This is a genomic window from Haemophilus haemolyticus (assembly GCF_003490595.1).
Lineage (GTDB): Bacteria > Pseudomonadota > Gammaproteobacteria > Enterobacterales > Pasteurellaceae > Haemophilus > Haemophilus haemolyticus_L.
The window spans coordinates 139,790-163,600 of the sequence record NZ_QQGY01000004.1; the positions used below are offsets into that span (position 1 = coordinate 139,790).

Annotated in this window: 22 protein-coding genes; 7 read left to right on the forward strand and 15 right to left on the reverse strand. The window is 35.3% G+C overall.

Translation table 11 applies throughout. The features are described from left to right. Positions 1 to 27 precede the first annotated feature (27 nt). The 9 genes from DV415_RS04420 to DV415_RS04460 form a co-directional block, all read right to left on the reverse strand. A complete protein-coding gene (locus DV415_RS04420) occupies positions 28 to 1,164 on the reverse strand; it encodes a type II secretion system protein GspD (RefSeq protein WP_118781380.1) in 1,137 nt (378 codons plus the stop codon). Beyond that, positions 1,161 to 2,216, reverse strand: a complete 1,056-nt coding sequence (locus DV415_RS04425) for a zonular occludens toxin domain-containing protein (RefSeq protein WP_118781379.1) — start codon at positions 2,214 to 2,216, stop codon at positions 1,161 to 1,163. Before DV415_RS04425 ends, DV415_RS04420 begins: the two co-directional genes overlap by 4 nt. 9 nt (positions 2,217 to 2,225) lie before the next feature. Continuing rightward, positions 2,226 to 2,519: a DUF2523 family protein gene (locus DV415_RS04430; protein ID WP_118781378.1), complete on the reverse strand. Its 294-nt coding sequence runs from the start codon at positions 2,517 to 2,519 to the stop codon at positions 2,226 to 2,228. Between the two features lie 12 nt (positions 2,520 to 2,531). Then, a complete protein-coding gene (locus DV415_RS04435; RefSeq protein WP_118781377.1) occupies positions 2,532 to 2,894 on the reverse strand; it encodes a hypothetical protein in 363 nt (120 codons plus the stop codon). Between the two features lie 229 nt (positions 2,895 to 3,123). Further along, positions 3,124 to 3,900: a hypothetical protein gene (locus tag DV415_RS04440; RefSeq protein WP_118781376.1), complete on the reverse strand. Its 777-nt coding sequence runs from the start codon at positions 3,898 to 3,900 to the stop codon at positions 3,124 to 3,126. A gap of 78 nt (positions 3,901 to 3,978) precedes the next feature. Beyond that, positions 3,979 to 4,209, reverse strand: a complete 231-nt coding sequence (locus tag DV415_RS04445) for a hypothetical protein (RefSeq protein ID WP_118781375.1) — start codon at positions 4,207 to 4,209, stop codon at positions 3,979 to 3,981. 34 nt (positions 4,210 to 4,243) lie between these two features. Then, entirely contained in the window at positions 4,244 to 4,501 is a 258-nt protein-coding gene (locus DV415_RS04450) for a hypothetical protein (RefSeq protein WP_118781374.1), read from the reverse strand. A gap of 20 nt (positions 4,502 to 4,521) precedes the next feature. After that, entirely contained in the window at positions 4,522 to 4,851 is a 330-nt protein-coding gene (locus DV415_RS04455; RefSeq protein ID WP_118781373.1) for a DNA-binding protein, read from the reverse strand. A gap of 46 nt (positions 4,852 to 4,897) precedes the next feature. Further along, entirely contained in the window at positions 4,898 to 6,052 is a 1,155-nt protein-coding gene (locus DV415_RS04460) for a phage/plasmid replication protein, II/X family (protein ID WP_118781372.1), read from the reverse strand. Between the two features lie 133 nt (positions 6,053 to 6,185). Here DV415_RS04460 and DV415_RS04465 point away from each other — a divergent pair, with 133 nt between their 5' ends. Together DV415_RS04465 and DV415_RS04470 are read left to right on the forward strand one after the other, a co-directional pair. Beyond that, complete coding sequence (locus DV415_RS04465) at positions 6,186 to 6,410, forward strand: hypothetical protein (protein WP_118781371.1); 225 nt, start codon at positions 6,186 to 6,188, stop codon at positions 6,408 to 6,410. A 91-nt stretch (positions 6,411 to 6,501) separates the two neighbouring features. Continuing rightward, positions 6,502 to 6,876, forward strand: a complete 375-nt coding sequence (locus DV415_RS04470; protein WP_118781370.1) for a hypothetical protein — start codon at positions 6,502 to 6,504, stop codon at positions 6,874 to 6,876. Here DV415_RS04470 and DV415_RS04475 read toward each other — a convergent pair whose 3' ends face one another. The 6 genes from DV415_RS04475 to mukF all read right to left on the reverse strand — a co-directional run bounded on the left by DV415_RS04475 (position 6,877) and on the right by mukF (position 16,599). After that, positions 6,877 to 7,158: a hypothetical protein gene (locus tag DV415_RS04475; protein ID WP_118781369.1), complete on the reverse strand. Its 282-nt coding sequence runs from the start codon at positions 7,156 to 7,158 to the stop codon at positions 6,877 to 6,879. It lies immediately after the preceding gene. A 417-nt stretch (positions 7,159 to 7,575) separates the two neighbouring features. Then, the gene (sbcB, locus tag DV415_RS04480) at positions 7,576 to 8,997 is read right to left on the reverse strand and encodes an exodeoxyribonuclease I (RefSeq protein WP_118790150.1); all 1,422 of its coding nucleotides are present in this window, start codon (positions 8,995 to 8,997) and stop codon (positions 7,576 to 7,578) included. A gap of 12 nt (positions 8,998 to 9,009) precedes the next feature. After that, the gene (locus tag DV415_RS04485) at positions 9,010 to 9,885 is read right to left on the reverse strand and encodes an EamA/RhaT family transporter (protein ID WP_118781367.1); all 876 of its coding nucleotides are present in this window, start codon (positions 9,883 to 9,885) and stop codon (positions 9,010 to 9,012) included. A gap of 69 nt (positions 9,886 to 9,954) precedes the next feature. Next, on the reverse strand, positions 9,955 to 14,487 hold the full coding sequence (mukB, locus tag DV415_RS04490) for a chromosome partition protein MukB (protein ID WP_118790151.1): 4,533 nt from the start codon (positions 14,485 to 14,487) through the stop codon (positions 9,955 to 9,957). Beyond that, positions 14,487 to 15,218 carry a chromosome partition protein MukE gene (gene mukE, locus DV415_RS04495; protein ID WP_005666955.1) on the reverse strand — a complete coding sequence of 244 codons (732 nt, stop codon included), beginning with the start codon at positions 15,216 to 15,218 and terminating at the stop codon, positions 14,487 to 14,489. The genes mukB and mukE overlap by 1 nt, the downstream gene beginning before the upstream one ends. Before the next feature lie 46 nt (positions 15,219 to 15,264). Then, complete coding sequence (gene mukF / locus DV415_RS04500; protein WP_005666957.1) at positions 15,265 to 16,599, reverse strand: chromosome partition protein MukF; 1,335 nt, start codon at positions 16,597 to 16,599, stop codon at positions 15,265 to 15,267. Positions 16,600 to 16,748: 149 nt separating this feature from the next. On the opposite strand from mukF, the gene ttcA reads away from it, so the two are divergent. The 5 genes from ttcA (at position 16,749) to DV415_RS04525 (ending at position 23,796) form a co-directional block, all read left to right on the forward strand. Continuing rightward, positions 16,749 to 17,690 (forward strand): tRNA 2-thiocytidine(32) synthetase TtcA, encoded by a 942-nt coding sequence (gene ttcA, locus DV415_RS04505; protein WP_118790152.1) that lies wholly within the window; start codon positions 16,749 to 16,751, stop codon positions 17,688 to 17,690. A gap of 1 nt (position 17,691) precedes the next feature. Next, positions 17,692 to 18,021 (forward strand): TusE/DsrC/DsvC family sulfur relay protein, encoded by a 330-nt coding sequence (locus DV415_RS04510; RefSeq protein ID WP_118775949.1) that lies wholly within the window; start codon positions 17,692 to 17,694, stop codon positions 18,019 to 18,021. Between the two features lie 107 nt (positions 18,022 to 18,128). Beyond that, positions 18,129 to 18,338, forward strand: a complete 210-nt coding sequence (locus DV415_RS04515) for a TOBE domain-containing protein (RefSeq protein WP_005631673.1) — start codon at positions 18,129 to 18,131, stop codon at positions 18,336 to 18,338. Between the two features lie 169 nt (positions 18,339 to 18,507). Then, positions 18,508 to 20,913, forward strand: coding sequence for a TonB-dependent receptor plug domain-containing protein (locus tag DV415_RS04520; RefSeq protein WP_118790153.1), 2,406 nt, complete (start codon positions 18,508 to 18,510; stop codon positions 20,911 to 20,913). A gap of 102 nt (positions 20,914 to 21,015) precedes the next feature. Continuing rightward, a complete protein-coding gene (locus DV415_RS04525; RefSeq protein ID WP_118790154.1) occupies positions 21,016 to 23,796 on the forward strand; it encodes a M16 family metallopeptidase in 2,781 nt (926 codons plus the stop codon). Positions 23,797 to 23,811: the final 15 nt, after the last annotated feature.

The following is a 23,811-nucleotide window of genomic DNA, read 5'->3' on the forward strand; positions in this document are numbered from 1 at the left end:
ACGCCTTTACCCTTTGCGGCCTTTACATCAAATCATCTTCACTTGTAACAAAATAACTATATCAGTTTTTATATTCGATTTAGATTTTCCAGTTAAGATACCTTTAGGCAAAAATGAAAAACCTGTTTCTCCTTCCGTCAATTTATTCTCGGCTAATCCTCCTAAAACAATTACATCACCACTTTTAACGGTTACATCCGTCACAATATCTCGTTTTATCAATGTTGGAGATTGATTTACGCCCGTATCTGTTTTCACAAAATTAGAGAGCTGCTGATTAATTTTTAAATCTATTGCGTTGCTTTTTATTGTTGGTTGAATATCAAAAATAACACCTGAAGAACGATACTCTATAGACTGCACTGGACGCCCATCTTGATAAGTAACATTTGACAATACAGGAACATCTGAACCAACTGAAAAATTACCTTTTGACCCTGATTTAACTCGTAACGTTGGAGAGCTCACAACTTGAAAACGTTCATCTGTGCGAAACAACTCAATCATAGCATCTAGGTTGCCCGCATTTACTGTAATAAAATTTTCATAATTTTGTTTATATCCAATGTCAATTCCAAGCTTTCCTGAAAGTAATTTAGCTAACAAATTAATGCCGCTACCTTCCTTAGCAACATCTTGTACTTCAAAAACATAACCAGTCACAGCCACTTCCCGACTTGGTGTATCAACAGATTGCAAAACTGATTTTATTCTTGAAATATCCTCAACCGTTCCATAATAAACAAGTTTATCTCCACTTGCAGACACCTGCCCTTCACCTTGAAGAAATTGTGCAAGATACTCTGTATCTCTATGAATTGGATTATAAACAAAACTTTTTTTAATAATTTTTGCAGGTTTTGGCTCAATATGAGCAAGATAAACTACTCCATTCTTCTCATATACTTTTACATTCATATTTTCAAAATAACGTATAATAAACTGATTAAAATCCTGATTTTCAGTGGTATGAAAACTAATTAATCGTGTATCAGCCGCCAATTTGGGATCAAGCATATAAGGCTTTTCTAGAACCTCGTCATAAATCATTCCTACCGCTTTAGGTAATGGCACTGATTCCAATTTAAAATCTACATTTTTTGCTTGTGCATATCCAAAAACAAATAAAGAAAACAGATATAAAATGTTACGTTGTAATTTCATTGTTTAACTCCTGAATAATAATTAACGCGCTGATTATCAATAATTCCTTCTAACATTCGGCCAGTAAAATTAAAGCTAGAACGAGGCTCTAAACGCAAATTTCCCTGGTTATCAGCTAAGACCACAAAATTTTTTCCTGACTTTTGCAGCTCACTAGTAATTCGCCATTGTGTTGATAAAGGCGGTACTATTTGAATCGGCAACTGATTACTAGGTTGCGATACTGAATTTACTTCACTATTTTCTTGTATTGTTTGTTCCGTTTGAGAGGTATTCGAATCTGATGGATGAAAAAAATTAATCAATTTATATACTGAAAAACCAAAAATAAGCACAGAAAGAATGGCAAAATACTTAATGCTAGATTTGTTTAATGCATTCTGTCTTTTATCTGTAACTAATTCTCGACCATTCTCGGTTTCATAACTTTTATAAAGAGGAAAAATATCTTTATCATATTTTTCCTGATAACTTGCTGTCTTTGATGTTTTCCAACATTTATTACCTGAAAATACATCTACTCTATAACGGCTTTTTAATCCAGCAGCGACAAGTTTTGTCATCTTAAACGTGGTTTCAATACGCTCTACCAGTTCTTTTTGTAAATTTTGTAAATTGGTTAAGTCTTGATTAAGAATGACAAAATCACAAGAAATACCCTTATCATCAGTAAAATGACGGTGTTCAGATAAAAAGGAAAAGTGATTATCGCTAATCTTTTCTTTTTTAGGGAAAAAGCGCCAAGCCTCATCAATGATAATTAAATCACCTGGTTTACAGAACGTTTCAATATTGTTATCTATCGCATTTTTATAAGGATAAAAATTCTCACTTAAGCAAGCATCATTATCTACTACAACTAATTCCCCTAAATTTTCAGGAGATAACTTTTTATTTTTTGATAAACAAAATTCTTCTATTAATTTCTTATTTAAACCATAAATATTTGATACAACTCTACGACTTGATGAAATTGACGGAATAATCACAGATTTCACCACTTCATAAGATTTACCATGCCCAGGTAATCCAACATAAGCAGAAATAGCCATATAATCCCCTTAACCAATAATTGGCAATCTGCGTATGATGAAACGAGAAAGTAAAGCCGAAATAAACAGGCTTATTCCAGTTGGAACTTTAAGAATGTATAAAAAATAAAGAATAGAATTAGGCAATGCATTGAATAATTCTTTAATATTTGGAATATTTTTAGGCAAAAAGAGTTCTATAATTACAGGAACAAATTCTGTTGTAACATAGAATAAAGCAAAAAATATAAAGAATTTTACAATCACTCCCCTAACCAAAAATTTCATTAATGAAGATAAAGCAGCAAATATAACCCCATACATAAACAATTCTCCTTAGGCACTCAATAAAACTCTTAAAGCAACAATTCCCCAAATCAACAACATTAAGGAAGAGATAATATTTTTATTTTTTTCTATGTAGTCACAATGCCCATCTAAAGTGACATTAGATTCAATATATGGAATATATCCACTCCAAACAGGACATTGAATCTCTCTTTCCTGAATTTCAAAATTTTTTAAACTTGGGAAAAAATCATTGAAAGGTGAAAGTATCTGATAAGCTGTAGGAGGGTTTATATCTGGCATATCTACCGACGGAGAAGATAAATCAATATTGTTTAATGTAGCGCTAGATTCTGTCTGTAACTTATTTCCCGATAAGGAATTGCTTGTTCTGCCAACATTATCAAACATATCTTCCGAGTATCTAAAACCGTTTAAATCCTTAACTTTCAGAGAAGGATCAGAAAAAGAACTTCTTACATCGTTAGGATTTATATTCGAAATTACTTTTCTTTCTTCATCTGTAAACTCATCGCTATTTAATGAAACTGCATTTTTTGCAAAATTAGCAATCTTAGTATCATCTTGTAAAACAACTTGGTCTTCTGAAACAACTTGTTCAGACCAAATAACTTGAGGTTTAGAGGATGACGATTGTTGTACCTTTTTTTAGTATCCTAACTGTAAAAAATGATCTTTGTGCAACGCAGTTAGATGAATTTCTAAAACATTCTTTATAGCTATAATTAATTAATAATCCATCAGCATAAATTGGCGATTTATCTTTGGAAACAACTTTAAACTCACTAACATTTCCCTTCTTAGATTTTTCATCAAAAACCTTATTAATCGCACAATTAAGAGTTTCATCATAAGAAGATGATTGACAAGCACCATAAGCATCTTCATAAGTAAAAACCTGATTATCTTGAATATTTACAAATACTGGATTAAATAAAGATGGCTCTTCTTCTAAATAAACTTTTTGTAGTTCTCCTGTTTTAGAATTTTTAGCCATAACATAAAAACCTAAAGAATCTTTAGATGACGATGTAAATTTCTGAAAAGCTGTATCAATTAACTGATCTGTAAAATATCCCAAACCAAAAGTCACAGCTAAACCAGTGATTGGATGCTTTGAATATAAAAGACCTGATGCCCTGGTAGCTTTTTGGGCGATACTACGTAAAACATTTGCTCTACGGATTTCTTGAATTGTTGATACATTTGAAGGTGTCGTAGTTGCCGGTAATTTATAGGTTCTGTTATAAGCCTTCTCTAATAAATCTTTAACTATTATTTTAGTTTTATTTTCGTTAGAAAATGTCTCATCTACAGAAAAAGCAGAGCAACAAAAGAAGGAAAAAAACAGAATAATTATAAGTTGTTCAAGCCAAGAACGACGACTAACCCACAAATGATTCCAAGAAAAAATACATTAAATCCCATAACATACGCACCTCAAATATATAAGGGGATGTTAATCCCCTTATTATTATTTGCCAAAAAGACCCAAAACAAATCTAATACCAATTTTGGCAATTCGAGGGCCAATAAGAACACCACCGGCAGCAAGAATACCTGCAATTACAGTAGAAAAATCCACTTGTCCAAGCATACTATTTACATCAATTTGTACCTTTTGAGCTGCTTCACCTTGAGCAAAAGCACTTAATGAAGAACCCAAAACAACTGCTGAAACAAGATATTTTTTAAGGTTTGACATAAAAAACTCCTTATATTGAGTTAAAATTACGCGCTTATTTAAAAATAGCTAAAACTGCCCCAACAGATTTAGCTATCAAATAAAAAATAAGCACTAGACCAAATGAAAATCCAAAGCTATCAACATGATGAATAAAATCTTTTGTTGAAAAACTTTGATTTCCATTGCTTGAAAATGCCACAGATTGAAGTTTCATAGCCTCGTTCTGTGGTATTTTCAAAATTACATTATTACAACCTAAGCCTATTTGAGACTGGCATAATTGTGTTGTAATCTCTATTTCATTGCCCATAAATGAGAAACCAAAATAGTTTATTGTTTCAATTCTTCAATAATTGAACTTTCATCAAAATTATATGTAATCCCCTTACGGCCATTTTCCATAGCCCATTCACGCGGATAAACTAGAATCATGACTAACTTATCTTTTAAACGGTTAATCGTATTTCTTAACGCATCATTCATAGAACGATCATCAATCTTAACTTCTTGAATTGATGTGTTATAACCGCCATAACCATCAGGCTCTTGAAGTTGAATCCCCATATTATGGCGCTCTTTTACTTCTCCAGTTTCCCGATTCGTAAAAGATAAGGATTTATAACCTTTTAAAGTGCCTACAATATAAAAACCAGTACGCATAATTTTCTCCTAATTGATTTTTATTAATCTACTAACCAAACAAAATCTAAACAGCAAAACGCAAATTCGGCGCATTACTTGGGAACTGATAAAAATCGGGTGCTTTAAATGGGCGAACAATAATGTTTTCACAAGATATAACTCTAACGGCCTGGAATTTCTCAATGTCACATGGAGTTGCAATATCAATTCCAATTTTTCTAAGATTTGCTCGATGCCGCTTAAATGTTGCGGAAGACAAATTACTCAAATCTTCACCAGAAGACCAACGCATAGCATAAAAAGCTGAAGTGTTAGCTTTTCTTAAAGAATCAACAACACCATTCGATACTAATTGCTCTGCTATGGTCTCTAATTTAATTTCGCTAACATTTAATTTTTTATACATATCAATAAATCCTTGATGTATGTTTTCTAGCCTGGAAAAATCACTAATACCCCAATAACATAAATTTTCACGTTGCAAATATCTTGATTTTAATTTTTGCTCAAAACGGACTACGCCATTTTCCCTGCAATAGTCATAAACATTTCTGTAATATCTAAACTCTTTTGATTCTTCACCAAATTTACGCTTAATCTTGTCATAAGAATGAACTCGCATTTCTTCATGTTTTATATAACAACTTGGATAAATTAAATTGGCATTTCCTTTTTCACTAAGCCAATCAGTTGTGCAACCATTTGTATGAAGTCTGCCAATAGAATTTCTATAACGCATCTGTGATAAGGCTTTTAGAAAAGTACGCTCATTCCCCTTACCAACCGCTTTATTTGTAGTAATATCAAGACGTTTAATAATTGCTCCATTAGAGAATTTAGAAACTTTAGAGCCATCTTCACTTTGACGATAAAAAATTTCAGTACAACGAGTAAAGATTGGTAATTTAAGAGAAGAAAGAATTGAATTGAAACAGGAAACGCAACTATCTACAGTATCAAACCCAAAAACATTTTCTACTCGTCCCCATCTACTTGGATTGCCAGCCATGCGAATAACTGAACCTGAAATTTTTAAACTTACTTCATCGCAATAACTGCCTTTATGATGATATGTTCCCGTCTTAATACCACTTTGCATTTCACCAGTGTCTAAATGAATTCCCACTAAACCAAAGTCAAAAATAGAAAGTAAGACTTCATCAGGAATATCAATTCCAAAGTCTTGTTCTATTTCTAACCAGTCAATAAAGTAATCCATTGAAATAACTATTGAACTCCAAAACTCAATAATTTATTTTTATCACAAATAACTTTTGAGTTCAAGAGTTACTTGAACTTTAACTCAAAAATTGATAAACTCAAGAAAAATAACGAAGTCAAAAATTCGAAATATGAGATCTACATACAATATAAAAGCTGAAAAAAAGCTAAAATTAGAACGAGCTGCGATAGACTTAAGCGTCAAGCTAGGAAAACAAATCAAATGGACTGAGATAATGGAAACATTAATAGATGAATTTTATAAAGACGCTTGTGATGTTCTTCTAATCAGGTATGAACAAGAAGCACAAGTAGAGGCTGAAATGAATTCTTTAGAAAGAGATCCAACACGATAAAAGTATCAAATTTGATACCAAAGTTCGGGTGTTACAGAACTCCCGAACTTTTTTGAACAAAAAACAACCATTGGAATATAAGGAAATTCATATGGATATTCTACAAAATACCAACAACATACTAAGCTTTATACTACAATTAATTTCTAGCAAATTTCTATTTTGGATATTACTCATAGGTTCAGTCTGTGTCTTGTTAAAATCATATGATAAAAATTGGAAAAGATTATCCAGGCTGACTGCTACCATTAGCTTTTATATAGGAGTGATAGTTCCTATTTTAAATTGGAAATCTGGAGCTTATAAATGTATTGCACAAGGAGAAAAGACAACCCGTGGCGGATTGGATTTTTGTCGTGAAGGAATGTATGCATGGTATGGAGAAAACTTATGGCAATGGATTTTTGGAATAGCGATATTTCTTATTTTTATAGGATATTTTTATATAAATAGAGATAAATATTAGCTATCTGAAAAATTTCTTCCCTGATTGATATCTATATTGTTTTATAAATTCTTCTAAATCAACAGGAACTGATGAATTTGTCAGTTCCTTTAAAAACTCCCCCAAGTGTTCCATCTTCTCAAATCTGGCTTGAGTCTGTTTTGCAGTTTCCAATCTGTCAAAAACAAAACGAATTTCAACCGTGTCATAGCTAAATCTTATATTATGCTCGGTTTGTTTGAGAAGTTTTACTGCCTCATAAAAATGTCTTGGCGTGATATGCTGAATGGTAATATTTGACATAAATTCAATAACTTAAAATTTCGCATAATGGCGGATTATGTGTAAATTTTTGTGCGGTGCTGCGCCATTATACCGCACTGCAAATTGTAACATAATCCGAAAAACATTATGCGAAATTAGTTATCAGGTTATCGAAAACTACGAATTAAATAAATCACACAGTTATGCACAAGTCACGGATACTAGAAAAACAAGACAAAATAAGGCTGAGTAACACGTTGTAACGTGTTATTTTATAGAGTTATTGAATGGATGAATTTAAATGTAAAGACAATGTAAAGGTAAAATAAACTAAATCTATGTGATTACGCTACGTAAAATCTGAATAATTTTGGGGATAATTCTTCCCAGAAAAAAACTCAAAAAAAGCACGTTTTTCTTAAAACGTGCTTTTGACAAAATGTGACAACGTATCGACTAACCTAGTAATTTTATGCCGTATTCATATACTTGTTGTAATAAAGATAGTTTTTCAGGGTTATCTGAATGTTCCTCTGCTAAACGTTGCAAACTTGATTCAAAATCTACCGCACTTTTTTCAAGTTTATTCTGTCGATATTTCTGCCATTTAATTTGTTCAGCGCGTGTGAGGGTTTTATAAAAATGGCGCGCTCGATAATGGAATAATAATTCAGGAATACGTTTATCTTCAAAAGCTAAACCATGTTCAGCTAATTTTTCTGCAGGTAAACTACGTAAAATAGACATATTGTTTTTATCAGCATTACTGAAAAAGCCATTGTATAGCTGAGTTTCTACATTATCATTCGATTCAAATTGACGTTCTTCATTAAAAATATCCACCACTTTTTCTCGAATATCAAAAGATGCTCGTAATTTTGCAAGATTATCCAAGCATAATTGTCGATCAATACCCAAGCGATTTGCTTTTTCTGGCAACAAGGTTTTAGCTGGCGCTAAAATAGGACATTTATTGATATGCACAAGCTTTAACGGAACGGATGAAACTCCCCTTTCTTCTAATTCCAATTTTTTGGTATATAAATCTGCCCGTAATTCGTCCGCACTTTTAGCTAATAAATTATCGATATCGCCAGTTAAATCACACACAATTAATGCATTTTGATTTGTCGGATGCCAAGCTAAAGGTGCAACCCAAGTGCAATTTCCACGATAATTTCCTAGCATCCCAGAAACATGCACTAAAGGTGCCATTGAGCCTGTATCAACCAATTTTTCGATTTCTTTTTTACCTCGGTTTTCAAAGAAATATTGGAATAATTTAGGCTGTTTTTCTTTAATTAATTTCGCCATAGCAATAGTTGCATATACATCCGCCATGGCATCGTGAGCATTTTCATGCTCAATACCATTTGCTTTAGTGAGTTTTTCTAAACGGAAACTTGGCATTCCATCATCGTCATAAGCCCAATTAATCCCTTCTGGACGCAAGGCATAACAGGCTCGTACTAAATCTAACAAATCCCAGCGTGAATTTCCGTTTTTCCAGCTGTATTCATAAGGATCAATGAAATTACGATAAAACGTATAACGCGTCATTTCATCATCGTAGCGAATATTGTTATAGCCCATGACACAAGTATTTGGTTGGGAAAATTCGGCTAAGATGTTTGTGGCAAATTCAGGCTCAGAAAGCCCCTTTTCATTACATTCTTGTGGTGTAATTCCTGTGACCATTACGGCGTCAGGAGCCGGTAAATAATCGTTGGTTTGTTTACAATAAAACATTATTGGTTCACCAATGATATTAAAATCAGCATCTGTACGAATACCCGCAAATTGCGCAGGACGATCTGTTGCTGGATTTACACCAAAACTTTCATAATCGTAAATAAAAAAGCTGAAATCTTTTGCCATGACTACTCTCTTTTACACGATGATTTTATCTAAATAATATAGGCAGAAAATAGCTGATAAACTAAAAATAATACCTAGCCAATTTAGCTTACTGATTTTTTCTTTAAAAACTAATGCGCCAGTTAGCATACCTAAGCAAATTACGCCAATATTCATTCCCGCGAAAACAAGCGTCGGATTTCCAGCAAAACTTTGATGTGCTTTTATATAGAATAAAATATTAAAGAAATTCAATACACCTAAAGCGATGCCGCCAATTACACTTGATGATGTCCATTGGACACGTTTTAAGAATAAATAGATAAACATGACACAAGCTGCAAGCGAGAAGGAAATAAACAATGTTGCAGGAAATGCACCGCCGCTTTTCGCCACTTGTTTGAATAAAATATCAATAATGCCATACCCAAACCAAACGCCGATTAATCCTAAAACACCTTTAAAATTGACCGCACTTTGCCCTTGATTTGGCTTAGTTAATAAACAAAATAAACCAATAAAGGCTAATACAACGCCAATGATTTTAGATTGGCTTAATGTTTCATGAAAAATTAAAAATGCCGCTAAAATGGGAAGAAACAACGAAAGACGTTGTGCTGCATCTGAACGTACAATTCCAGCAAACTCCACCGATTTTGACATAATAATAAACACGCTAGGTAGCAATAAACCTAGCGCTAAAAAAATGGGTGAGTTTTCGCTTTGTGCAATGTAATCAGTAAATTCTAAACCTTTAAAATCAGGTTTGAGTAAGAAATAACTGAAAGTGATGGCTGTGATGTAGTTGAATGCGATAGCTTGTTCAATAATAATATTTTTTTTACGTGCGATTTTAAGTAAAACTGAAACCGCTACGCTGCAAAGAATAGCAAAAATAAGATTGTGCATTTAAATTCCTTATATAATTCAAGTGCGGTAAAAAATCTTAAAATTTTAACCGCACTTCCCTTCTATTTTTTAATCTGTCGCACCAAATCCGCGTAAACCAACAACGTGTACGTGCTCTTGATTACCTGCGATTTTACGTACGAGTTTATAGGTTGTACCTTTTTCCGGGCTAATGTTTTCTGGCGCAGCGATAAGTAACTGCATATCCAAACGTTCACAAAGTTCGAATAAGGTAGAAATAGATTTACCGTCTAAACGCGCAGCTTCATCTAAGAACAACAAGCGACAAGGCACAATATCTTTACCACGAATTCGGCGGCTTTCTTCTTCCCAACTTTGAACAACCATTAAGAGAATTGACATACCTGTACCGATAGCTTCACCTGTAGAAAGTGCGCCACTTTCGGCACGTAACCAACCATCAGCACCACGGAATACTTCCACTTCAAGCTCAAGATAATTACGGTAATCTAACAATTCTTCACCAATTGTTTGCGCTGTGCGTTGCCCCATATCAATATGTGGATTGATGCGTTGATAGAGCTTCGCCATTGCTTCCGAGAAGGTGATGCGGTTATCGTTGAATAAATCTTGATATTCATCTTGCTGACCAGAAAGTGCGTCTAACAACATGGCATGAGTATCACGAATATTCACGACTAAACGAACAGATTTTACCTGACCAAACGCAATGTTTTGTAAGCCTTGATTGAGCATACGAATACGGTTTTGTTCACGCTGAATGGTTTTACGCATAATATTTGCCACACTTTCAGAACTAATCGCCAATTTTTTCTCACGGCCAGTTAATTCAGCCGTTAAACGAGAAAGCTCAATTTCCATTTGTTCAATGGCATCAATTGGATCATCCGTTTTAATAATATCTTGGCGAATACGTTCACGTAGATGCTGATACACCGCAATAAAGAACCGCACTTTATTTTCAGGTTTGCGACTATCTTCCGACACTCTTAGACTATCACGTAGATATTCATTATCCGCCACTGCTGTACGCAACGCACCTAATGCTTTATCCGACATTGAACGTAACTCATCTGCAGATAAATAAGCGAGCTCTCGACGATTGAGGCGTTTTTCCATATCGGAATTTCGTGATAAACGTAAAACCACACACCAACTCACTTTAGCAGCCACAACTAATTCACGTTGAGTTTTGTAATCACGTTCAGTTTTGCGGATTAGACGATTTAAGTTGTCCGCTTCGCTTTCAATTAATGTCAGTTGTTTTTCCACATAAGAACGACGCTGACGGCTCGTTGAAAGTTGTTGATGTAATTCATCACGACGGATACGTGCACGCTCTTCGGCGCCATCATCAGCTCTCACGCCAAGATCGCTAATTTCACCAATCAACTCATTTAAGAGCTGATATTTACTGTCGTAAGAACTTTGTAACTGAATCAATACGCGATTATATTCAGCAAATTGACTTTGTTTTTGACGAACTTGCTCACGTTGCTTATCTCGCTGTGCCTGCATTTGTTCTAAACGTTGGCGAAGTTTTTCGTTGAGTTCAGAAGTTTCAGCCTGCCCTGCATCTTCATAACCAAAATGCTGTTTACGTTGTACAACATCAGCTAACGCAAATACACGTTGTTGAACTTGTTTTTGACGCTCAATCGCTTGAGTTAATTCATTTTTTAAGCCTTCGTAATTTTCCGGATCACTTTGTAAACTATTAGCTATAGGCTCTAATTGTGACAACGTTACGCCATGCTGACGAATAAAATATTCATCTTGCTCTGCAATATCTAATTGCTCGCGACATTCTTCAATACGATCAATTAAATCTTCATCAGCTAATACATTGAGTTGTGGAATCAACTTGTTGAGTAATTGCAGCTTTTCTTTTGCATTATCTAATTGAATGCGTAATTGTTGTTCGCCGCTATTAAATTGGTTTAATTCACGATCAATTTCATTGCGTTCGCGATTAATTTCAGACATTAACTCTTCTGGATTTGGCTGGAACGCCAGCGCCAAATGCAACCCAACAAATTGGCTGAAATGTTCGTGTAAACGTTGGCATTTTTGTACATCAAACGCAATTTGGGCATGTTGTTCGGCCACTTCATCACGTTCAATTTGCAATTCTTCTAAACGTTTTTCACGTGCTGCACGCCCAAATAACGGGATTTCAGGGAATCTTGAATAGCGTAATTCACGATCTGAAACTTGCACGACAACACCCAGCTCAAGTTCTTGTGCGGATAATACGCTGTCGTCAAATGCGGTAGGATCACCTTCAATTAAATACAAATCATCAGGGCAATCTTCTAATTGTGCAAGTTGTTCACGCACAGCATTGAGATCACGCACAACAATAGCATGACGCGCAGGTCCGTAAAGTGCGGAGAAATAAGGCGCATCTTCAATGGTTACATCATCGTAAAGCTCTGAAAGCAACACCCCACCAAAGCGTTCTGCCAGCATATTTAAACGAGGATCTTCTGAACCATCTGGCTGACTTAAACGAGAAATTTGTTCATCTAAATGCAAACGTTTTTGTTCAAGTTGATCACGTTGCATCGTGAGTTCACGCTCTTTCACCAGTTGTGATTGCATAAAGTTCATCACATCTTGGCTATGTTCAAACGTTTCACCGCTTTGCTGCTCTAAACGTTCTAATGCAGCTTGAGCTGTCAGCCATGCTGGCGCTTTACGCGCATTTTCATCATAAAGTGCGGTTAAATTTTCACGTTTTTGACGAAGCGTAGAGCGGTTTTCAACTTGTTCTGAAAGTTCAGCAGAAATATCTTCAATTAACGCTTCTTGCTCTGCGTGATAATCCTCTAATTCTTCTGCTGTTTGTAAACTTAAATTAGCACGTTGATTAAAATCATTAAGTAATTTGACCGCACTTTGTTGTTGTGCATAACGTTGCTCAAGTTCATGTAATTTTGTGCGAAGTTGTGACGTTTGTTGTGCCTGCAATTTTTGGCTTGGATATTCACGTAATAATTCTTTAGCACTTTCCCACGCCGCAGAACGAGGCATTTCACCCGCAATTTTACATACTAATTGGTACGCTTTATCGAACTGAGATTTCGCTGCTTCAGAAATAGACATTTTGTGCTCAAGCTCAAGTACGGTTTCCGTCAAACTTTCTGCATGAGCTTCAAATTCTGCATGATAATCTTCTACATTTTTAACACTTAAATCCGCTAAACCACATAATGTTTTCGCTTTTTCAAGAGCAGCAATAGCTTGTTGATATTGAAGTGCGCGAGTTTGTTGAGCATCTAATGCTTGTTGATAGTCAGCTAATTGGGCACGCACCGCATCAATTTCTATTTCGGTTTGCTCAAATTGGGCTTGGCTTTCTTCTAATGCATCATTCGCATCTTCAACCACCATTTTTTGTTCTTCTAAACGCTCGGTGAGTTCCGCAATATCTTCTTGATAACGCGTAATTTTTTCTTGGTGACGCAAAGCGTTTAACACTAAGTTAAGATGATCAACCGCACTTTGGTGATCAACTTCTAAAGTACGTTCACTTTCTGCTAATTCAGCCGCTTCTCGACTTAAATCAACTAAACGATGTTGAGATAAATTCTGCTCTGCTTTTGCTTTATACCACTCGCGACGAGATTCTAATGCAGCCTCAATATTGCCACGGCGTTCATTCGCATTACGCATATAATCCGAAGCAACATAGTTGGTGGTTTCAGTAATTAAATGTTTGAATAAATCGCGATCTGATTGCGTGACCTTAATCGCTTCTAAAGTCATACGGTTCTCACGCAATGCACTTTCCATATCTTGGAAAGCTTTGCGCACACCTAAATTTTCTGGCAATAAATAGTCACGTAAAGAACGTGTAATTGCGCTGGAAATACCACCGTATAAAGACGCTTCGATAAGTTTATAGAATTTGCTTCGGTCTGATGCTGAACGTAAACGTTTCGGAATAATACCTAAATCGAACATCATGCCGTGATAATCGGTGATGGAATGATATTGTTTAAATTGCGCACCGATATTTTCAATTTTATCTTTGAGTTCGTTTAAATTAAGGACGCGTGCTTGACGTTCGCCCACTGTTTCAGTGAAAAGTGCGGTTGGATTTTGAGATAATTCGACACCTTGAATTGAGAAAGTTTTTAAATCAACCTTTTTATCACGCCCCGCAATTTGTTGCAGACGCACACCAACAAGAATACGTTGATGACGTGAGTTAATGGTATCTAATACCGCGTAACAAACACCCGGACGCAATTTACCATGTAAACCTTTATCGCGCGAACCGCCTGTAGAGCCAGCCTCTGTTGTATTACGGAAATGTAAAAGGGTTAAATCTGGAATTAATGCGGTCACAAATCCAGCCATTGTGGTTGATTTACCTGCACCGTTACCACCAGAAAGCGTGGTAACTAATTCATCTAAATCGAAAGTACGGGCAAAAAAACCATTCCAGTTAATTAAGGTTAAAGAACGGAATTTACCACGCTCTACACCATTATTTGTCGTCATGCTAAAAGGCATAGGTGCGTCAACGATTTCTTCGACGTTTTCATTTTCCATAATGACTTCATCGCTCTCTAATTCGATTTCATTTTCTAATTCAAAAACATCAGACATTATTCTTGTTCTCCGTCAAATTCTTCGTCAATTTCATCCGCACTTTCCGTATCGTTTTCCATTAATTGCGCTTGTTTTTCTAACGCTAAGGATTCTGGTGTTGCCGCTTCCCCATCACGAATGAGTCGAGCTTGCGCCTCTAATGGATCATCTCCGCTACGCACTTCTGCACCAAAACGAAATACAGATTCAGAAATCGTAAATTTCCCACTATTTTGTTCGCCAACAGTTTGAATCATACCTAGACGACGTAAACGACCAATTGCAGCTCGCACTTTTTCTGCCAATTTTTGTTTATCTAAGTCAGAACCACTTGAACGCTGATTAACTGCTTTTAATAATTTTCCTTCATCGGCAAGATTTAATAATTCATCATACACTTCTTGCGTGCTAAAAATGCCCTGTTGAGCTAAACGTTCTGGGCTTAAATAAAGATAACAAAGCACTTTACCAACAAGCATTTCCAACTCAGAAAGCACAGAACGCGCAATTAATGTCGTTGCTTTCGGACGAAGATAGAAAAATCCTTCTGGAGCACGAATTAGTTCCACGTTATAGCGGCGATAAAATCCGTCTAATTCATTTTGGAAATCCATTAAAAATGCGTGATTATCTAAATGCTCCGTGCTGATATGGCGACCTGAGCGCAATAGACTATCTACCGCTGGAAATATTGGATTTGCAATCGCCACAGCGAGTTTTGGGGAAATTACATCTTGAATATCTGTCATGGTTAATTTCTCATTTTATAAATTCGTTTTTTAATAAGCCACGAAATCAATACTTATCAATCACATGCGCTTGCACTTCTGCGCCACGTTTATTAATTGCTTGCCAATCTGGATAAATACCCGATAAATCATCATTTGCCATACCAAGGCGCACTGCTTGATCAACAATGATTCGCGCCACATCAAAATGACGAGAAAGTGGATAATTTTCCAGTTGTTCTTTTAACACTAAACTCAAATCAATCGGACGGTTATTTTCACGATAAGCAATCAGTAAGCCTTGCATATGCTCTACAATTTGATCGTGTAAATCAGAAAGGGATTCGTATTGCAATTCTTCCGGCAATTCACCTAAAGCATCATCTTCACGCAACACCATTTCTTCATCGCGCAGATCGACTAAACGCTCGGCTTGCGCTGTCCATAAGAACCAAGGATGATCAAAATAATGATGAATAGAATTACGTAAACGTTGTGAGAACACGCGATTTTTATCCATATCAATGGCGGTACGGATAAATTTATGCACATGGCGGTCATAACCAATCCATAAATCGATGGCTTGTTGTCCCCAACTAATAATTCGGTCAAGTTTAGATTGTAAATCGGTAATTAATTGATCGATAAAATACAAATCATCACGCCCGATCACACAATCTTGAATACGCAATAATTGCGCCTGAAGTTTATCCCCTGCCGCATTTAGCGTATCTTGCAATTCGCGCAAATTCCCAGATGTTTCATCTAATAAACGTTCACAGCTTGAAATCGCAGCTTGCCAATCTTTAGTGAGAAGCTCTGCAATTTCATCTTTAATGCTTTGCTGGTTTTCATCCATAATGCGTTGTGAAAGATCGATACTATCAAAAATCTCCGCAACGGAATATTTTAATGGTGCAAACACATTACGACGCCAAAAATGTTCGCTTTCGTTATTCTCCACGCCCTCTTCTGCTGAATCAGAAGCGCGTTGAATTTCATCTGCCACAATGGAAAGTTGCACTGAAAGACGCAATGCGGAAAATTCACGCTGACGAATGTAATAATCAGACACGCCAACACCTAATGGCGTTAAACGATAAATCGCCAAGCCTTCAGTAAATTCGCTACTAAAACGGTTTAACAAACGTTGTTTCACTAATTCATTAATTGCATTATTCGCTCGTGTTGCAATGGCATCCGTGGATTGCTCAAAAGCATTCATCGTGTGGCGAAAAATATCCACAAGATCGGCTTCTAACATTTCGCCGTCTAAACGTTCGTTGTTATAAATTGCAATCGCCAGCAGGAAAACCAAGCGCTCAGTAGGTAAATTCAAAGAAAACTCGCGATCTTTTGCCCAAGAGACGAGTTCAGGAATAGTTTGGGATGTTTCAATCATTGAATTGCAAAGCGTTAAAATTGAACAAAAAATTGGAAAGATTATACAGGATTTTTTACGGATCTTAAAAATCTTCTTTTGAATTGACCGCACTTTTCCTATTTTTCACGTATAATGTGCGCCTTTCATGAGTAACTAAAGATAATAGAATGAGCGAATTAACCCAATTAGCCCAACAAGAAAAAAAACAAACCTATAATTTCAATAAATTACAAAAACGTCTTCGCCGTAACGTAGGCAACGCCATTGCGGATTTTGGTATGATCGAAGATGGCGATAAAGTCATGGTGTGTTTATCCGGAGGCAAAGACAGTTACACGCTTCTCGATATTTTGTTAAATTTACAGCAAAGCGCGCCGATTAAATTTGATATTGTGGCAGTAAACCTCGATCAAAAACAACCAGGTTTCCCTGAGCACGTATTGCCTGAATATTTGGAAAGTATTGGCGTCGATTATAAAATTGTACAAGAAAATACTTACGGAATTGTGAAAGAAAAAATTCCTGAGGGAAAAACCACTTGTTCACTCTGCTCTCGCCTACGCCGTGGAATTTTATACCGTACTGCCACAGAACTTGGTGCAACCAAAATCGCTTTAGGACATCACCGAGACGATATGTTAGCGACGCTATTTTTAAATATGTTTTATGGCGGCAAAATGAAATCCATGCCACCTAAATTAATTTCTGACGATGGTAAACAAATTGTGATTCGTCCGCTTGCTTACTGCAAAGAAAAAGACATTGAAAAATATGCCATCGCGAAGGAATTTCCGATTATTCCTTGTAATCTATGTGGCTCACAACCAAATCTTCAACGCCAAGTGGTGAAAGAAATGCTCAATACTTGGGATCGCCAATATCCGGGACGCTTAGAAACTATGTTCAGCGCAATGCAAAACATTACATTGTCACATATGAGTGATCCAAAATTATTTGATTTCAAAGGAATCAAACATGGCCAACTAATTGATGGCATTGAAGGCGATACCGCATTTGATGAAGAACGAATCACGCCAATGCAATTTGAGGACGAAGATCAAACCGATTTTTCAAACAACGAAATGATTAACTTTAAAGAAGTAAATTAATATGTTGAATATCAATGGAATTAAAGTTGAAACTGACAAAGACGGTTATTTGCTCCATAGCCAACAATGGAACGAAGATGTTGCTCGCTCTATTGCGCAGTTAGAAAGTATTGAATTAACAGATGCCCATTGGGAAGTAATTTACTTTGTGCGAGACTTTTATCAAGAATATAACACCTCCCCTGCCATCCGTATGTTGGTAAAAGCCATGGCGGAAAAGCTTGGTGCAGATAAAGGTAACAGCCGCTATTTGCAACGCTTATTTCCTGAAGGCCCGGCAAAACAAGCCACAAAATTAGCAGGATTGCCGAAACCTGCAAAATGCCTATAAAAGTGCGGTCAATTTTTTGAAAGTTTTAAACGCTGGGTTTATTTACGACTTATTTTTTGTAAGATAAAATACAGGCTCTTTTAAACCCTAACTAACAAGGAAATGTTATGAAAATTAGTGCAAGAAACCAATTAAAAGGTAAAGTTGTTTCAATCGAAAACGGTTCGGTAAATGCAATCGTTCACATTGATATCGGTGGCGGTAACGTGCTTTCTTCTACTGTATCTTTAGCAGCAGTTAAAGAATTAAACTTAGAAGTTGGCAAAGAAGCATACGCAATCATCAAAGCAACTTCTGTAATGGTTGGGGTAGAATAATTTCTTCCATAAAAACAGAATTGAATATAACCGCACTTTTAAAAGTGCGGTTTTTTTATACTTTCTCTTTCACTCACATCTATTTTGAAGCTCACCTTGCATTTGATAGCACTTAAAACTATAATGATAATAGTTATCATTTATATTTTATTTAGTAAGGGAGTATACTATGCATCAAAAAAAACCATTAATGTTATTATTCTGCTCAACATTTGTCAGTCCATTTATTATGGGGCAAACTGTTGAAACAACCAACAACCAACAACCAACAACCAACAAAAATATATTGCCCGAAATTGTTGTGTATGGTGACAATAATAAATCGCTTTCTTCTGTTAAAACCCTTTCTTCTGATGAGATAAGTAAAACACCAACATCAAACGGTAACATCACTGATTATCTTCGTTCCAATCCCCATATTCGTTATGAAAATAGCGACCAAAATGGTTTTCAACGTGGTGAAATCAAGCCTGAAAATATTTCAATTAACGGCGCCGATCCAAATCAAACCGCCTACTTTGTTGATAATGTCAATATAAATAATGATCTTGCTATTGATAGCAGTATTTTTGACGGTGCTATGCAAGTTGTGCCCGGAATTAGTCACACTCAAGCTTATTTTTTTGATGCGACTATGCTTTCTAAAGTGGAAGTACAAGATAGTAATATTTCTGCGAGCTTAGGGGGCTTTATGGGTGGTGCCGTTATCGCTAAAACCAAACAATATAGTGGCACTGATAGCATAAAACTTAAATATCGCACTACGCGTTCATCTTGGGCAAAAATGAAAGCAGATAGCGCAGCGCAAAAAATACTGAAGTTGGTACGTCCAGATGATGTCGGAGTGGCAGAGTTACAACCTAAATATGATAAACAAACGTTCAGTGTTGTAGCTGAAAAAAGTCTAGGTGACAATATGGGGATGGTTTTAGGCTATAGTCGTAGAACATCGTCTATTGAACAAAATCGTTTGATTGGTTACAAAACAGCAACCACAGAAGCACAACTAGATAAGCAAAATCATCAACGACTTTCCGATAATCTTTTATTAAATTTCAATTGGACACCGCAAGAAAAAGAGCGTATTGAACTCGGTTTACGTTATTCAAATTATAAAGAATTGAAATATTTCAAGGAAAATATAGATAACAATGTGAGCGATTATCATCAAGCATTGGGGGCAACGCTTGCTTGGGTACATTCATTTGACTCTGGCGTTTGGACAAATACCTTGGCATTCGATCGTTTTAAAGATAAGCGTAAATCATCTACAAATTATGTAGAAATAACATCTGTATTAGATGAAAATTATGATCAACTTTATGATTACGAAAAAGGTGGATACGGCAATAGTCAATTAATTCAGGATAATTTACATTTTTCTACTGAATATGCAATGGAGCCTTTTCATTTAGGTTCTACCGAGCATTCCATTTCTATTGGAAGTATTTATCAGGCAACAGAATATCAATTCTATCGTCCACAAGATGTTCATTCAAAAGTGGTTCAAGTGATTTTAGATGCAAATGGAAGTAATCCAACAGAAATGATATTGTCAGATAGCACAACATCAAAAGGTCGCGTTAAAACCACCTATCAGAATATTGTGGCTTATGCTGAAGATCTAATAAAATGGAATAAATTTGAATTGCGTCCTGGTATTCGTATTGAACGTGATGATTATTTAAAAAACAATAATATTGCCCCGCGCTTTGTTGCACGTTATCACCCTTGGGATGATACAGGATTTACACTAGGTTTAAATCGTTATTACGGTCGTTCTTTTGCTTCTTTAAAATTAGCCAATAGAATCTTAAAGATTAACGATGATTCAACACGTCAGCATCAGAACTTTTCGTCCCTTAAAACGCCTTATGCAGATGAATTAAGCTTAAGTTTTGATCAGAATATGGGTAATTTAGCACTTAAACTCGGTTATATTCATCGCGATAATAAGAATCGTATTATGTTGAAGAAAGAAGCGACAAAAAGTTTTTATATTAATGGTCATAACTTTGGTGTTGATGTTTATACTTTCCAACTTAACAATATTGAACCCTGGAAATTAGGTAAAACTTATTGGACAACATCACTCGGTTTTGATTGGCTAAATACAAAACGAGCAGATGTAAGTAATGAATTTAATCCAAATGAACCCGTCTATTTAGACGGAAAATTAATGACTCGTAGTCAAATGCTACAACAAGTTAATAGTAGTACAGAAGATTGGATTGCTCGTTTAGGTATTGATATGGAGATGCCAGATTACAATATCACTTGGTCTAATAAAGTGTATATGAAAGCCCCAATTCGTAGCTATGAGGAACTTGAGAGCGATAATAATGGCATTTCACGCTTCCGTAGCTATCACTATGGCAGACATACGCAATGGGATAGTAGCATTCGTTGGCAACCAACCATTCGAGGTAAACATAGTGTTTATATGCAAGTAGATATTTTAAATGTACTCAATAAAACACGTAAAAATAAAGTCGCTACTATTTCTACTAGCGATGAATATGGTGTCTATACGCCTGGGCGTGAATTTTGGCTAGAAGTTGGCTATCAATTCTAATATTCTTCAATGTATAGGGCTTATGGGCTTTTGAAATATCCACCAGCCCTACTCTACGCTAGTTTTACTTAGCGTAGAGTTTTCTTTTTCTAGGTAAAAATAATGAAAAAAACAACCGCACTTTTTTTACTTATCTTTTCACTAATTGCTTGTCAATCACTGAATCTATCACCCAATAGTGATTTACCTTTTGATCCAAATATTCAGCACGGTAAACTATCAAATGGTCTGCAATACTTTGTATTAAAAAATACTGAACCCAAAGAACGCGTTTATATTCGATTAGTGATCAATGCTGGGTCAATGCACGAAGATGACGATCAAAAAGGCATTGCTCATTTAGTTGAGCATATGGCATTTAATGGCTCAAAGAAATATCCAGAAAATCAAATTATTAATGCGTTAGAAAAACTTGGAATGAAGTTTGCACGAGATATTAATGCTTTCACCGATTTTGAAAATACAGTCTATACTTTAAATTTAGATAGCAACAATCAGCAAAAATTAGAATTGGCTTTTGATGTTATCAATGAATGGATGAATAATATTACTTTTTTACCTAAAGATGTAGATGGCGAACGTGGCGTAGTACAAGAAGAATGGCGGAGACGTTTAAGCCCAATGCTACGTATTGGTAATAAGAAAAGTGCTATTGAAATGGCGGGTTCTCGTTATGTGTTGCGTGATCCTATTGGAGATATGGATATTATTAAAACAATTTCAGCTAAACGCGTCGCTGATTTTTATCACAAATGGTATCGACCAGATAATATGTCAGTGATTATTGTAGGCGATATTGATACAAAACAAATAGTAAAACTATTAAAACAAAACCTATCCCAAGAAAACCCAATTACTAAAACAACATTGGAAAAAATTGATTTTAATATTCCTCTTATCAACAAATGGCGATTAGATTCTATTTCTGAACAAGGCACAACAATTCCGAGTATTGAATTAAGTTTTTTTGAAAATACAATTGAAACCAATACATTAGCGAGTTATAAACAAGAATTAATTCAGCAAATTACCACTCGATTACTTAACTTACGTTTACAGCAATGGGAAAAGGAAACAGAAAATGGCGTAGATTCTGCAAATTTTTATCGTACTCATTTAGGTAAAGAAACACTACAAAGCATTTTTTCTCTCCAGCTTATAGATACACAATATTCAAAAACGATAGATAAATTATTTGCCTTTATTGCCAGTATAAAACAACAAGGTTTTACTCAAAATGAATTAAGCGGCGAGATTAAACGCTTAACTCAACTCAATGAAAAACAATTAAATATTCGTTCTGGTAGCTTAAAAATTGCCGATGATCTCATTACGTCTGTGGCAAATAATCAAGTGGTATTGAGCGTGAATGATCGTTATGAACTCAATAAACGTTTTTTATCTCAAATTACATTAGCTGATTTACAACGCACGTTAAATCAAACCTTAGCATTAAAAGCAAAATTATTATTAATCACTCAACCTTTGCCACAAAAAGCCTTGCCTTTTGATGTAGCAGAAATAGAAACTCGTTGGAACAATGCAATGGAAATGCAACAACACCAATGGGATGAAAAAAAACAAATCGAAAAATTACCGCACTTAACATTTAACACAGGCTCACTTTCTCAAGAAAAATATTGGGATCGTGGCGATATTTATGAATTTCGTTTAAGTAATGGAAGTAAATTGATCTATCACTATAGTGACAAAACTCCAAATCAAGTACATTTTCGTGCTGTTACTCAAGGTGGTTTACGTTCTATCCCAGATAAGGACTATCACTTATTGCGTGCTGCCGTTAGTGTAGTTGATGAAACAGGTGTTGGAGAACTTTCTCTTTCTGCGGTTAATCAAATTTTTTCGCGCGATCCATTGGTAATTGCAACTGTGATTGATGATGATAAACAAGGTTTTACTGGTGTATCTAAACCTAAGGATTTGGAAAATTTACTGACATTGTTCCGCTTAAAATTACGTTCTTCTCCTATATCCGATCTTGCCTTAGAAAAATATCGACGTGAAACCCGTGATTATTTCAAACAGATTGATTTAGAAACACAATTTATGCAAGCCGTTTCAAAACTACGTTTTCCAAATATTGAAACTGTCTATACTCAAAAACAAGCACAGCAATTAGCATTTGATAAAAACCAATTAAGTAACGCTTATCAACGTTATATTTTAGATAAAACAGATTTTACCTATTTTATTATTGGTGATATTGAACCTAATCAAGTAAAGAAATTGGCAGAACATTATTTAGCTTCTGTTAAATCGAAAACTCAGATACGCCATCTTGTCCCAACTATTATTCATACACCAACTCAATCATTTATGATGAATGGCTTGAAAGAACCGAGAGCTGATGTAGAAATATACCTTACCGCAGATAATACTTGGCGAGCGGAACAAAAATATTTATTCAATATTCTTGCGGATATTGTGCAAGAAAAATTACGCTTAATTCTACGTGAAAAAGTTTCTGGTATTTATTCTGTAAATAGTTGGTTTATGCAAGATGTTCATGCACCACAAATTGAGGGAAAAATTGAATTTAGTTGCGACCCTAAGCGCGTAGAGGAACTTACGCATCTTACAAATCAGGTACTAGATGATATTGTAAAAAATGGCATTGATGAAAATTTATTACGTAAAAAACTAGCGGAACAACATACTCAGATTCGACGTGAATTTGATTCTTTAGTTTCAATTGCTTCAATTATTGAAGAAAGTTACTGGCAACAAGATAATCCAGATGCCATTTATACCTATCAACATTTAGATCAGTTAGCGACAAAAGCCACAATAGATGCGTTGGCGCAAAAAGCCCTAAAAAAATCAGGCAGATTTGTCAGTATATTAAAAGCAACTACTTATTAAAAAATAAATGAAATC

Bases quoted from the DNA above. Each gene is read 5' to 3' on its own strand.
- mukE (WP_005666955.1), bottom strand. From the start codon at position 15,218: ATGACAGATATTCAAGATGTAATTTCCCCAAAACTCGCTGTGGCGATT.
- DV415_RS04465 (WP_118781371.1), top strand. From the start codon at position 6,186: ATGAGATCTACATACAATATAAAAGCTGAAAAAAAGCTAAAATTAGAA.
- DV415_RS04445 (WP_118781375.1), bottom strand. From the start codon at position 4,209: ATGTCAAACCTTAAAAAATATCTTGTTTCAGCAGTTGTTTTGGGTTCT.
- mukF (WP_005666957.1), bottom strand. From the start codon at position 16,599: ATGATTGAAACATCCCAAACTATTCCTGAACTCGTCTCTTGGGCAAAA.
- mukB (WP_118790151.1), bottom strand. From the start codon at position 14,487: ATGTCTGATGTTTTTGAATTAGAAAATGAAATCGAATTAGAGAGCGAT.
- DV415_RS04420 (WP_118781380.1), bottom strand. From the start codon at position 1,164: ATGAAATTACAACGTAACATTTTATATCTGTTTTCTTTATTTGTTTTT.
- DV415_RS04525 (WP_118790154.1), top strand. From the start codon at position 21,016: ATGAAAAAAACAACCGCACTTTTTTTACTTATCTTTTCACTAATTGCT.
- ttcA (WP_118790152.1), top strand. From the start codon at position 16,749: ATGAGCGAATTAACCCAATTAGCCCAACAAGAAAAAAAACAAACCTAT.
- DV415_RS04450 (WP_118781374.1), bottom strand. From the start codon at position 4,501: ATGGGCAATGAAATAGAGATTACAACACAATTATGCCAGTCTCAAATA.
- DV415_RS04460 (WP_118781372.1), bottom strand. From the start codon at position 6,052: ATGGATTACTTTATTGACTGGTTAGAAATAGAACAAGACTTTGGAATT.
- DV415_RS04430 (WP_118781378.1), bottom strand. From the start codon at position 2,519: ATGTATGGGGTTATATTTGCTGCTTTATCTTCATTAATGAAATTTTTG.
- DV415_RS04435 (WP_118781377.1), bottom strand. From the start codon at position 2,894: ATGTTTGATAATGTTGGCAGAACAAGCAATTCCTTATCGGGAAATAAG.
- sbcB (WP_118790150.1), bottom strand. From the start codon at position 8,997: ATGGCAAAAGATTTCAGCTTTTTTATTTACGATTATGAAAGTTTTGGT.
- DV415_RS04510 (WP_118775949.1), top strand. From the start codon at position 17,692: ATGTTGAATATCAATGGAATTAAAGTTGAAACTGACAAAGACGGTTAT.
- DV415_RS04425 (WP_118781379.1), bottom strand. From the start codon at position 2,216: ATGGCTATTTCTGCTTATGTTGGATTACCTGGGCATGGTAAATCTTAT.
- DV415_RS04470 (WP_118781370.1), top strand. From the start codon at position 6,502: ATGGATATTCTACAAAATACCAACAACATACTAAGCTTTATACTACAA.
- DV415_RS04515 (WP_005631673.1), top strand. From the start codon at position 18,129: ATGAAAATTAGTGCAAGAAACCAATTAAAAGGTAAAGTTGTTTCAATC.
- DV415_RS04520 (WP_118790153.1), top strand. From the start codon at position 18,508: ATGCATCAAAAAAAACCATTAATGTTATTATTCTGCTCAACATTTGTC.
- DV415_RS04455 (WP_118781373.1), bottom strand. From the start codon at position 4,851: ATGCGTACTGGTTTTTATATTGTAGGCACTTTAAAAGGTTATAAATCC.
- DV415_RS04475 (WP_118781369.1), bottom strand. From the start codon at position 7,158: ATGTCAAATATTACCATTCAGCATATCACGCCAAGACATTTTTATGAG.
- DV415_RS04485 (WP_118781367.1), bottom strand. From the start codon at position 9,885: ATGCACAATCTTATTTTTGCTATTCTTTGCAGCGTAGCGGTTTCAGTT.